Origin of the sequence: Streptomyces sp. NPDC037389, from assembly GCF_040636475.1 — a bacterium.
GTDB lineage: Bacteria > Actinomycetota > Actinomycetes > Streptomycetales > Streptomycetaceae > Streptomyces > Streptomyces hesseae.
This window is the reverse complement of sequence record NZ_JBEZUS010000003.1, coordinates 266,370-278,876: the sequence shown is the minus strand read 5'-3', so window position 1 is coordinate 278,876 and position 12,507 is coordinate 266,370. Positions and strand designations below refer to the sequence as shown.

General features: G+C 76.2%; 7 protein-coding genes. All 7 read left to right on the top strand.

Annotated elements, in window-relative coordinates:
* Positions 1–51: 51 nt before the first annotated feature.
* The 7 genes from AB0E98_RS08030 (at position 52) to AB0E98_RS08000 (ending at position 12,500) form a co-directional block, all read left to right on the top strand.
* Positions 52–780, top strand: coding sequence for a winged helix-turn-helix transcriptional regulator (locus tag AB0E98_RS08030; RefSeq protein WP_361699777.1), 729 nt, complete (start codon positions 52–54; stop codon positions 778–780).
* Between the two features lie 50 nt (positions 781–830).
* Positions 831–1,595 carry an SDR family NAD(P)-dependent oxidoreductase gene (locus AB0E98_RS08025; protein ID WP_361699775.1) on the top strand — a complete coding sequence of 255 codons (765 nt, stop codon included), beginning with the start codon at positions 831–833 and terminating at the stop codon, positions 1,593–1,595.
* Positions 1,596–1,781: 186 nt separating this feature from the next.
* A complete protein-coding gene (locus AB0E98_RS08020; RefSeq protein WP_361699773.1) occupies positions 1,782–2,768 on the top strand; it encodes a DUF1702 family protein in 987 nt (328 codons plus the stop codon).
* A 97-nt stretch (positions 2,769–2,865) separates the two neighbouring features.
* The gene (locus tag AB0E98_RS08015) at positions 2,866–4,779 is read left to right on the top strand and encodes a CRTAC1 family protein (RefSeq protein ID WP_361699771.1); all 1,914 of its coding nucleotides are present in this window, start codon (positions 2,866–2,868) and stop codon (positions 4,777–4,779) included.
* Between the two features lie 40 nt (positions 4,780–4,819).
* Positions 4,820–5,806, top strand: coding sequence for an enediyne biosynthesis protein UnbU (locus AB0E98_RS08010; RefSeq protein WP_361699769.1), 987 nt, complete (start codon positions 4,820–4,822; stop codon positions 5,804–5,806).
* Positions 5,803–12,063, top strand: a complete 6,261-nt coding sequence (locus tag AB0E98_RS08005) for an SDR family NAD(P)-dependent oxidoreductase (RefSeq protein ID WP_361699767.1) — start codon at positions 5,803–5,805, stop codon at positions 12,061–12,063. Before AB0E98_RS08010 ends, AB0E98_RS08005 begins: the two co-directional genes overlap by 4 nt.
* On the top strand, positions 12,060–12,500 hold the full coding sequence (locus tag AB0E98_RS08000; protein ID WP_361699765.1) for an acyl-CoA thioesterase: 441 nt from the start codon (positions 12,060–12,062) through the stop codon (positions 12,498–12,500). Before AB0E98_RS08005 ends, AB0E98_RS08000 begins: the two co-directional genes overlap by 4 nt.
* Positions 12,501–12,507: the final 7 nt, after the last annotated feature.

Below are 12,507 nucleotides of genomic sequence, written 5' to 3'. Positions count from 1 at the left end.
CCCATTGCTACCATGAAGTGTAGTAATGGGGGCGGAAGCTGAGGGTGCGTCATGAAGGGCAAACGGAATTACGGGCAGTTCTGCGGACTCGCCGCCGGGCTCGACGCCGTCGGCGAGCGCTGGGCGTTGCTCATCGTCCGCGAGCTCCTCATCGGCCCGGCGCGCTTCAACGAGATCCTGGGCAACCTGCCCGGCCTCGGCCCCAATCTGCTCTCCGACCGGCTGCGGGCGCTCGCCGCGCGCGGGGTGCTGGAATCGGCGGCCGTGCCCGGCGACGGGCGGGGCAGGCGCTACCGCCTCACCGCGCGCGGCGAGCAGCTCAGGGAGCCCCTGCTGGCGCTGGCCCGGTGGGGCATGGCGTTCCTGGGCGAGGAGGCGCGCGGCGGCGCCGTCCGCGCCACCTGGGGCATCCTGGCCGTCCAGGCGATGATCCACGGACGTCCGGTGCCCGGTGCCGACGAGAGCTACGAATTCCGTGTGGCCGACGAGACGTTCCACATCGAGGTGGCCGACGGGCGCGCCGTCACCCGGCGCGGGCCCGCCGACGCCCCGGCCCTGGTCGTCGTCACGGACGCCGAGACGTTCGTGAGCATCGGCGCCGGGATGCACACGCCGTTCGAGGCGCTGATCTCCGGCCGGCTGCGGATCGAGGGCGATCCGGCGGCCGCCCGGCGCTGCGTGGAGTTCATGGGGCTGCTGGACGCCGGCCGGCGTCCCGCCGCGACCACCCCGGCCGCTCCCACGGGGGAGCCGGTGGCGGCCGCCGTCCCGCCCGGCTGACGGACAGGGCGGCCGCCCGGCCGGTCGTCCCCGAGGAAGGGACCACCGTCGTGAGCGACGCACTGGCGGGCACCACCGCCCTGGTGACCGGCGCCTCCAGCGGCATCGGCGAGGCCACCGCCCTGGCCCTCGCCGCCGAGGGCGCCGGAGTGACACTCGTCGCCCGGCGCGGCGACCGCCTCCTGAAGGTCGCCGAGGCCGTCGAGGCGCTGGGTGGCCGGGCGTTCGTCGCCGAGGCCGACCTCGCCACGGAGGCCGGCGCGACGACGGCCGTCGAGGCGGCCCTCGCCGCCCACGGACGGCTGGACGTCGTCGTCAACGCCGCCGGGGTGCTGCTGCTCGGCCCCGTCGACGGAGCCCCCACCGAGGAGTGGCACCGCATGATCGGCGTCAACCTGCTGGGCACCGCCCTCGTCACCCGCGCCGCCCTGCCGCACCTGCTGCGCGCCGCCGCCGACGGGCCCCGGCGCGTCGCCGACGTCGTCAACGTCAGCTCCCTCGGCGGCCGCGTCGCCACCCCGAACACGGCCCTCTACAACGCCGCCAAATTCGGGGTGAACGGCTTCAGCGAGGCCCTGCGCCAGGAGGTCGCCCGCCGCCACGTCCGGGTCTGCGTCGTCGAGCCCGGCTTCGTCGCCACCGAACTCCCCACCCACTCCCGGCCCGAGGCGCTCGCCGCCCTCGCCGACGGCTTCGACCCCGGCACCCCGCTGCGCCCCGAGGACGTCGCCGGGACGATCGTCCACGTCGTCACCCGGCCCCGCCACATGGCGATCGGCGAGGTGCTGCTGCGCCCTGCCGAACAGCTTCAGTGATCGGCGGCCGGGGCGGGCGGGGCCGGGCGGGCTTTTCGGCCGAATCCCCGGAGCCTCGAACCGGATGTGTTGACCGTCACTTCCACAACTGATAGCTATACGCACTGTGTTCGAGTCCGGTCGCCGACCCGCGCCGGAGAACTCCCCGGCGGCGCACCACCCTTGAGGACAGGACGGGGGTCGCACATGCCCGGAAAGCCTTCAGCTCCGCCCCGCTCGCGCACCCGTGCCCGGCCCGGCCCCGCGGCCCCCCGCTGGGCCCGCCGGCTGCGGCTGCGCGAGGAGACCGCCGATTTCGCGGTCCGCGGCTTCCCCTGCGACAGACCCGAGAGCCGCCGCGTCCTGGAAGACCACGGACGTTCCTTCCTCACCGGCTTCAACGCGGCCCTGACGGCGGCCCCCGCCGCCGTCCAGGAGCGGCTGACGGCCCTCGACCCCGTCGAGCGCGGCTTCGCCTACGAGGGCGCGGGCATGGCCTGCGCCCTGCTCGACACCGTCGCCCTCACCCGGGGACGCCGCGTCCGCGCCCTGCTCAGAGGGCCCGGCCGGGACTACATCCACCTCGTCCACGTGGGCGCGGGCTGGGCCCTGGCCAAGGCGCCGCTGCCCGGGGCGCGCAGACTGCTCGGCCTCGACCCGCTGCTGGGCTGGCTGGCGCTGGACGGCCTCGGCTTCTCGCACGGCTACTTCGGCGGGCGCGCCGCGGTGGCCCGGCTCGCCCGCAAGAGCCCGCCCCGGCCCGGCGGCACCGTACGCCACCAGGGCCTCGGCCGGAGCCTGTGGTTCGTCGAGGCGGCCGACCCCGACCGCATCGCCGAGACCGTCGCCGCCTTCCCGGAGGACCGCCGCTCCCACCTGTGGAGCGGCGTGGGCCTGGCCGCCTGCTACGCCGGGGGAGCCACCGACCCCGAGCTGGACCGGCTGCGCGAGCGCTCCGGGCCGTACTGGCAGCACCTGGCCCAGGGCGCCGCCTTCGCCGCCGAGGCCCGCCGCCGGGGCGGCCACATCCCCGAGCACACCCACCGGGGAGTCCTCCGGCTCGTGGGCGTCGACGCGGTGACGGCCGCGGGCTGGACGCTCGACGCGGAACGGCGACTGCGCGGCGACGGCAGTCTCGGCGACTTCCTCGCCTGGCGGGCCCTGATCAGCGGGAGCGCGCTCGCCTCCCGGTGACACCCGGACCGCCCCGATGCCCGGACCGCCCCACGCCCGGACCGCCCCACGCCGCCCGAAGCGCCCCACGCCCGGCCCGGCCGACAACGGAGGGAACATGCCCCGCATCGAGTGGCGAGCGCTCGCCGCGCCCGTCGTCGCCGTGGTGATCGCGTCCTGTCTGGGCGTGGCGGCCGCCCGGCCCGGCACGTCCGGGGCCGAACGGCACCGGCTGGCCGAGCGCTTCCGCTTCTCCACCGAATACCTCAACGGCGACCCCGCCGGAGCCCGGACCGAGCGACAGGTGCAGCCCGCGCTGCGCCGGATCTCCGCGTGGATCTCGGCCGTCGGCGCGAGCGCCGCCGTCGGCGACATCGCCGGTACCGGCCGCGACGGCGACGTCTGCCTCGTCGACCCCCGCGACGACTCCGTGACCGTCCGCCCCCTGCCGGGCTCCGCCGGACGGTACGCCCCCTTCACCCTGACCCCGGACGGGCTGCCCTGGAACCCGCGCACCATGGCCCCCATGGGCTGTGTCACCGGAGACTTCGCCCAGAACGGGCTCACCGGCGTCCTCGTCTACTACTGGGGCCGCTCCCCGGTCCTGTTCCTGCGGAAGACCGGCACCGACGGCAACCCCGTGGCGCCGTCCGCCGCCGCCTTCCGCGCCACCGAACTCGTATCGCCCATGAGCGTGTGGAACACCACCACCGTCAACTTCACCGACGTCGACGGCGACGGCCACCCCGACGTGATCGTCGGCAACTACTTCCCGGACGGCGCCAAGGTCCTCGACACCGAGGCCGCCGACGACCCCCGGATGGCCATGCAGGACGGCATGTCCAACGCCCGCAACGCGGGCAGCACCCACGTCCTGCTGTGGCGCTCGGGCCGCGGCGGGCCGGACCCGGAGGCCCGCTTCCAGGACGAGCCCGACGCCCTGCCCCCGGGCGTCCGCCACGGCTGGGCCCTGGCGCTCGGCGCCCAGGACCTCGACGGCGACGGGCTGCCCGAGCTCTACATCGCCAACGACTTCGGCCCCGACCGGCTGCTGGTCAACCACTCCCGGCCGGGCCGGCCGTCCTTCGCCCTCGCCGAGGGCCGCCGGACCTTCACCACCCCCAAGTCCAAGGTCCTCGGCCACGACTCCTTCAAGGGCATGGGCGTCGCCTTCGCCGACCTCACCGGGCGCGGCGAACCCGACATCCTCGTCAGCAACATCACGCTCCCCTACGCCCTGGAGGAGAGCAACTTCGTCTTCACCCGCGACGGCCCGGTCTCCGACCTCGCCAAGGGCATCGCCCCGTACCACGACCGCAGCGAGGACCTGGGCCTCTCCCGCTCCGGCTGGTCCTGGGACGTCAAGACCGGCGACTTCGACCACAGCGGCACCCCCCAGATCCTCCAGGCCGTCGGCTTCGTCAAGGGCGGCACCAGCAAATGGCCCGAGCTCCAGGAACTCGCCATGGCCAACGACAGCCTGCTGCACTCCCCGCTGAGCTGGCCGCGCGTCAAACCCGGCGACGACCTCTCCGGCGACGCCGGCAACCGCTTCTGGGTGCGCGCCGCCGACGGCCGCTACACCGACCTGGCCAAGGCGACGGGGCTGGAGGAGAAGGTGCCCAGCCGCTCCTTCGCCCTCACCGACGCCGACGGCGACGGACGCCTCGACATCGTCGTGGCCAACCAGTGGGGCCGGTCCGTCTACCACCGCAACACCGGCCCCACCGCCGGGCCCTACCTGGCGCTGCGCCCGGTCGTGCCCGCCGCGGTGCCGGGCGGCACGGCCACCACCCCGGCGATCGGCGCCCACGTCACCGTCCGCACCGCCGACGGCCGGACCCTGACCCAGCAGCTCCAGCCGGCCAACGGGCACACCGGCGTCAACAGCTCCGAGCTGCTCTTCGGGCTGGGGGCCGGAGCCGACGCCGCACGACCGGTCGCCGTCGAGATCACCTGGCGCGACGCCGCGGGGCAGCACCGGACCACCCGGTCCCTGGCGCCCGGCGCCCACACCGTCGTCCTCTCTTGAAGACCCTCTCTTGAAGATCCTCTCCCGAAGAGGTGCCCCCGTGACGACCACCGCCCCCGCCTCCTCGACCACCCCCGCCACCGAGCCCCCCGGCCTCACCCCGGCGAAGCGCCGCAGCAAGGCCCTGCGCCGCTTCGCGCTCTCCATCACCGTCCTCAACATCGTCGGCCTGACCTGGCTGGGCTTCGAGCAGGCGTACGCGACCCCGTTCGTCGCCGTCGGCACCGCCTACGCCACCGAACTGCTGCTGGAGACCGTCGACGCGGCCGTACGCCGCCGACGGCCGCGCTATCTGGGCCCGTTCGGCCAGGTCCTGGACTTCATGCTGCCCGCGCACATCACAGGCCTCGCCTGCTCCATGCTGCTCTACGCCAACGACCGGCTCTGGCCCATCGCGTTCGCCGCCGCCGTCGGCATCGGCTCCAAGTACGTGGTGCGCGCCCGGGTGCGCGGCAAGTCGCAGCACGTCCTCAACCCGTCCAACAGCGGGATCGTCGCCACCCTGCTGATCTACGACTGGGTGGGCATCGCCCCGCCGTACGAGTTCACCGAGTACCCGCCCGGCGTGCTCCGCTGGATCATCCCGGTCGCCGTGCTGGGGGCCGGGACGATGCTCAACGCCAAGCTCACCCTGAAGACGCCGCTGCTGCTGGGCTGGGCCGGCGGCTTCGTCCTCCAGGCGCTCGTGCGCTCCGCGTTCACCGACGCCTGGCTCGTCGGCGCGCTCACGCCGATGACCGGGGTGGCCTTCATCCTCTACACCAACTACATGATCAGCGACCCGGGGACGACGCCGTTCGCGCCCCGCCGCCAGTTCGCCTTCGGGCTGGGGATCGCCGCCGCGTACGGGACGCTGATGGCCCTGCACATCACCTTCGGCCTCTTCTTCGCGCTGGCCGTGGTGTGCGTGGCGCGGTGGCTGGCGCTGGTGACGCTGCCGCTGACCCGGCCGCTGACGACACCCCTGCTGGAACGTTTCTCCGGTCTTCGTCCCGCTGGTCCTGCTGCTGTGCGGGAGGCTCCGTGAAGTGCCCCGTCGCCATCGTGGGGATGGCCTGCCGCTACCCCGACGCCGACGGCCCCGACGAGCTCTGGCGGACCGTGCTCGCGGGGCGCCGGGCGTTCCGCCGGATCCCGCCCGAGCGGCTGCGGACCGCCGACTACGCGCCCGGCGTCGCGGCGGACGGCACGGCGGACGGCGACGGCATCGACACCGAACGGGCGGCCGTGCTGGAGGGCTGGACCTTCGACCGGGAGGCCTTCCGGGTGCCCGGCGGCGCCTTCCGCGCCGCCGACCTCACCCACTGGCTCGCCCTCGACGTCGCCGCGGCCGCGCTGCGCGACGCGGGCCCGGCGGTCGGGGAAGGGATCGACCGGGACCGTGTGGGCGTCGTCATCGGCAACTCCCTCACCGGCGAGTTCTCCCGCACCGGGCTGCTGCGGCTGCGCTGGCCGTACGTCCGCCGCACGGTCGATACGGTCCTCGGCCGGCGCGGCCTGGCGGACGCCGAACGCCGGGAGCTGCTGCGCGAACTGGAGGAGCTCTACAAGAGCCCCTTCCCCGTCCCCGGCGACGAGTCCCTGGCTGGCGGCCTCGCCAACACCATCAGCGGCCGGATCTGCAACCACTTCGGCTTCCACGGCGCCGGCTACACCGTCGACGCCGCGTGCGCCTCGTCGCTGGTCTCCGTCGTCACCGCCTGCACGGCGCTCGCGGCTGGCGACCTCGACCTCGCCCTCGCCGGCGGCGTCGACCTCAGCCTCGACCCCTTCGAACTCGTCGGCTTCTCCCGTCTCGGCGCGCTCGCCCGGGGCTCGATGCGCGTCTACGACCGCAACCCGACCGGCTTCCTGCCCGGCGAGGGCTGCGGTGTCCTCGTCCTCGCCCGCGCCGGGGACGCCCGGCGCCTGGGCCTGCGCGCCTACGCCCTGATCGAGGGCTGGGGCCTGTCCTCGGACGGCCGGGGCGGCCTGACCCGCCCCGAACGCGCCGGCCAGGCCCTGGCCCTGCGCCGGGCCTACGAACGCGCCGGCTTCGCCCCGGCGACGGCCGGCCTGATCGAGGGCCACGGCACGGGGACGGCCGTCGGCGACGAGGTGGAACTCGCGGTGCTGGGGGCGGCCCTGGCCGCGGACGATGCCTCACGGGTGGCCCTCGGCAGCGTCAAGGCCAACATCGGCCACACGAAGGCGGCGGCGGGCGTGGCCGGGCTGATCAAGGCCGCCCTCGCCGTCCACCACGGCGTACTGCCGCCCACCACCGGCTGCGAGGACCCCCACCCGCTGCTCACGGCCCCGCTGCGGACCCTCGGCGAACCGGAGGACTGGCCGGACCGCGCGCTGCCCCGCCGGGCCTCCGTCAACTCCGTGGGCTTCGGGGGCGTCAACGCCCATGTCGTCCTGGAGGCCGCCGACTCGGCGCGGCACCCGTACGCGTACCCCCGGCCGCATGTGCCCGCACCGGGGTGGGAGGTCTTCCCGGTGGGCGGGGACGACGCCGGGGAGGTGGCCGGGCGGCTGCTGCGGCTGGCGGAGACGGCGGGTTCTCTGTCGGACGCGGAACTGACGGACGCGGCGGCGGCGTTGGCGGGGGCGTTGCCGGGAGACGCCGAACGGACCCGCGTGCGGGTGGCCGTCGTCGCCTCTTCCCCTGACGAGCTGGCCGACCGACTGAGGTCGGCGGCGCGCTCGCTCGGCGGGCGGCCGGGGGAGGGCTTCCACGGGGACGCGGCCGCAGGGGTGTTCACGGGCGTGGGCCCCACGGCCCGGCTCGGCCTGCTCTTCCCGGGGCAGGGCACGGCGGGCGGGCCCGTGGACACCGGGCCGCTGGGACGGATCGTCACGGTGGAGGACCTGTTCGCGGAGGTACCGCGGTCCGCCCTCGGGGCGACCGACACGTCCGTCGTCCAGCCCACCGTGGTCGCGGCCTCGCTGGCCGGGCTGCGCTATCTGGACCGCCTGGGCGTCCGCGCCCGGGCCGCGCTCGGCCACAGCCTCGGCGAACTCACCGCCCTGACCTGGGCCGGAGCCCTGCCACCGACCGCCGCCGTCCGGCTGGCCCGCGCCCGGGGCGACCTCATGGCCCGGTACGCCGAGGGCGGCGGCGGAATGCTCGCGGTGGCGGCGCCGGTGGAGACGGCGAAAGCCCTGCTGGCCGGCACGGACGCGGTGATCGCGGCGGTCAACGGCCCCGGCCGGCTGACCGTCGCGGGGCCCGCGCCCTCCCTGGCACGGGTACGGGCGGAGGCACGACGCCGGGGCGTCGCTGTCGTCCCCCTCGCGGTCTCGCACGCCTTCCACTCGGCGGCGATGCGGCCGGCGCTGCCGGAACTGGCGAAGTGCTTCGCGGAGGCGGGTTTCGACCGGCCCTCGGGCACGGTGGTCTCGTCGGTGACGGCCGTGGTGTCGTCGCCGGACACGGACCTGGCCGCGCTGCTGACGGAGCAGGTGACGGCGCCGGTTCGTTTCGGCGACGGCGTGCGGGAGTTGGCGCGCCACGTGGACGTACTCCTGGAGCTGGGCACGGGCGTCGTGTTGTCCGGGCTGGCCCGTGACAACACGACGGCGCCCGTCCTGTCGCTCGACGTCACGGGCGGGGCGGGGGCGCTGGCCGCGACGACGGCGGCGCTGTACGCCGCGTGCGGGGCGGATGTCCGTCCTTGGACGGCGGGCCGCTTCCACCGGGCGCTTGATCTGGCCCGGCCGCGGGTCTTTCTGACGAACCCGTGCGAGGTTCTCCCCGATCCCGCACCTTCCCGGCTCAGCCGATATGCGGCTCCGCCGCGTGGGGGGCTCCGCCCCCGGGCCCCCGGGGTGCGCGAGCCTGCGGCCGCGCCGGGACCAGCCGACGCGCCGCCGGGACGGCCGGGACGCGAAGCGGTGTGGCCCGCGCCCGGTGAGGCCGGGGCTCCGCTCCCGGGCGCCGGTGCGGCGGAGTCCTCGGGCGCGCCCGGCCCGGCAGGGCCGGCCTGGGGCCATGGCGCGTCCGAGGCGGCAGCCGCCGACGGAGGTGCCCCGGCCTCGTCGGCACGGGGCGACGCGGCCGGGCCCGCGCCCGGTGAGGCCGGGCCCCCGCTCCCGCGTGCCGGTGCGGCGGCGCCCTCGGGCGCGCCCGGCTCCGCCGGGTCGGCCCGGGCTCGCGGGGGTGCGGCTCCGGGCGGGTCCGGCACGGACGGTGCGTCGGGGGCGGCGTTCTCCGGCGCGGGTGCGTCGCCCTGGCCGGGCGCGGCCGACGGCGGCGACGTGGTCCCGGGCACACCCGGAGCGGCTGTGGGCATGCCGCCTTCCGGCAGCGGGTTCCTCCCCCCGGAGCCGGGAACGCCCGCGGATTCCGCTGCCGTTCCCCTCGGGGGTCCGGGGGCGGATCCCCCGGCCGTAGGAGGGGGTGGCCCCCTCGCCACCATCCGCACTCTGATCTCCACCGCCCTGGAACTCCCCCCGAACACCATCCGCGACGACGACCTCCTCCTCTCCGACCTCCACGTGAACTCCCTCCGCCTCGCCCAGATCGCCGCCGACGCCGCCCGCGCGCTCGGGAGGGAGGCGCCCGTCGACACCGGGGCGCTCGTCACGGCCAGCGTGGCCGGGCTCGCCGCGCACATCGCCGCGCTGCCGGCGTCGCGGGGCGAGGACGACGCGCCCGTCGCAGGCGTCGCCCCCTGGGTGCGAGCCTTCACCCACCGCCTCGTCCCCCGGGCCGGGGCCCCCGTGTCCGGTCAAGCGACCACCCACACCTGGACGCGCCACCTCCCCGACGACCACCCCCTCGCCGACGCCATCCGCGCCGCCTTCCCCGCCAGGGACGACGCGGACGCCTCCCCCGCCACCGTCGTCGTCCTCCCACCCGATCCCACGCCCGAGGAGTGCGTGGCCGCCCTCCACGCCGCCGCGGCGGCCGACGGCCCCGTACTCGTCCTCCACCACCGCGCCGTCGGCGACGTCGTCGCCCGCTCGGTCGTCGCCGAACGCCCCGGCAAGCCCCTCCTCGTCGTGGACGCGCCACCCCACCCCGACGGCATACAGCAGGCCGCCGCCGAGGCCGCGGACCGCGGCATCGCCGGCTACACCGAGATCGTCCTCGACGACACCGGACGCCCCCACGCGCCCGTCACCGAACTCCGGCCCCTGCCGGCGCCCGACGCCGCCGCGATTCCCCTCGGGCCCGGCGACGTCTGCCTGGTGACCGGCGGGGCCAAGGGCATCGGCGCCGAGTCGGCGCTGGCCCTCGCCCGGGCCACCGGAGCGCGCCTCGTCCTGCTGGGACGCAGCGCACCCGGCGACGACGCCGAAGTCGCCACATGGCTACGGCGGTTCGCCGACGAAAAAGTGACCGCGCTGTACTTCACGGCCGACGTCACCGCCCCCGCCGCCGTACGCCGCCGCGTCGCCGAGGCCGAGGCGCGCCTCGGTCCCGTCACGGCCGTCCTGCACTGCGCCGGGCGCAACGAACCCGGGCGGCTGGAGACCGTCACCCCCGAGCGGCTGCGCGCCGCCTGCGCGCCCAAGCGGGCCGGGCTGGACGCGGTCCTCGCCGCCGTGGACACCCGGCGGCTGCGGCTGCTCGTGGCCTTCGGCTCGGTGATCGCCCGGATCGGGCTGCCGGGTGAGGCCGACTACGCCCTGGCCAACGACCTGATGCGGCGCCGCGTCGAGGAGCTCGGCGAGGCCCTGCCGGACTGCCGCTGTCTGACCGTCGAGTGGTCGCAGTGGGAGGGCGCGGGCATGGCCCAGCGGCTCGGGGCCGTCGAGACGCTGCGCCGCCAGGGCGTCGCCCCGATCCCCGTGGCCGACGGCACGAGGATCCTGCTGTCGCTGCTCGGCACCCGGGACCTGCCGCCGTCGGTGCTGGTCGCCGGGCGGCTGCCCCGCGCCGGGACCCTGCGGTACGCCGACGAGTCGCTGCCGCTGCTGCGGTTCCTGGAACGGCCACTGGTGCACCAGCCGGGCGTGGAGGTGGTCGCCGACGCCCGCGTGGGCCTGGGCGGCGACCCGTACCTGGCCGACCACGCCCTCGACGGCGTGCCCCTGCTGCCGGCCGTGGTGGGGCTGGAGGCCATGGCCCAGGCGGCGGCCGCCGTCACCGGGCACGACACCGTCCTCACCGTCTCCGAGGCCGCCTTCGAACGGCCGGTCACCGTCCCGCCGGACGGCTCCCGCACCGTCCGCGTCGCGGCGCTCCGCCACGACGACGGCACGGTGGTCGCGGTGGTGCGCAGCGACGAGACGGGCTTCTCGGCCGACCACTTCCGCGCGGTGTACCGCATGGGCGACGCGGCGGCCGGCCCGCCAATGGCCCCCGGCCGCACGGACCCCACGCGCTCGCCCCACTACGGCGAACTGTTCTTCCACGGCCCGCGCTTCCGCCGCCTGGTGCGCTACCGGCGGCTCAGCGGCCGCCGCTGCGTGGCCGAGGTGGCGGCGGGCGGCGCGGGGGAGTGGTTCAGCGGTTTCCACAGCCCCCGGCTGCTGCTGGGGGACGCGGCGCTGCGCGACGCGTACGTGCATGTGCTCCAGGGCTGTGTGCCGCACCGGCGCGTGCTGCCGGTGGGCGTGGACGCCGTCCGGTTCCACGGCCCGGCACCCGTGGAAGGCGCCGTGGTGGTGCACGCGCACGAGACGGCGCACGACGCCGACGGCTACCGCTACGACCTGCGCGTGGAGGACGCCGCCGGGACGGTCCTGGAGACATGGCACGGCCTGCGGCTCAAGGACGTCGGGCCGCTGCCCCGGCCCGCCGACGCGCCCTGGCCCGCCGAACTCCTCGGCCCGTACCTCACCCGCAGCCTGGACCGCCTGCTGCCGGAGGCCCACGTGGACCTCGCGGCAGGGGACGGCCCGCTCACCGTCGCGGACGGCTTCCGCCACGCCGCCCACCTGGGCGACCGGGCCTTGGTCGCCGTCGCCGGCCGGCCCGTGGCCGTGGACTGGGCGCCCGTGCCCGACGCGCTCCCCGAGCGCTGGCGGGCCCTGCTGGGCCCCCGCGTGGCCGCCGTGGCCGAGGAGGCGGACCGGGCGACGGACGGGGAGCCGGGTCACGGCTACGCCCGCCTGCTGACGTGCCGTCAGGCGCTGCTCGCGCTCGGCGCCCGCCCGGACGCCCCCCTGCGCGTGGAGCGCGTCGCCGCCGACGGCTGGGTGCTGCTGCGCGCCGGCGACCTGGCCGTCGCCACCGTCGTCGTCCGCGTCGCCGGTCTGCCGTCCCCGGTCGCGGTGGCGGTCGGCAGCGCGCCGCCCGTCCGCGTACCGCCGTCCGTACGGATACGCGTCGCCGGGGGCCGCGCATGACGCCCGCGCGGCGCACCTACGTCCACCGCCACCACGTGCCGTTCGAGGAGACCAACCTCGCCGGCAACGTCTACTTCGCCCACTACGTGCGCTGGCAGGGCCACTGCCGCGAGCGCTTCCTGGCCGAGCACGCGCCGGGCACGGTCGCGGCCTTCGCCCACGGCCTTACGCTCGTCACGGTCTCCTGCGACATGGAGTACCTGCGCGAATGCCGGGCGCTGGACGAGATCGACGTCCACATGTCGCTGCGCCACCTCGCCGGCAACCGCATCGAGATGGCCTTCGACTACGTACGCGTCGGCACCCCGCCGGAACTGGTGGCCCGCGGCCACCAGACCGTCGCCTGCATGCGCCGCACCGGTGACGGCGGCGGCGTCATGGAGCCCGAGCCGGTGCCGGGGGAACTGCTCATCGCCCTCCAGCCCTTCAGCACCTGACCGAGAG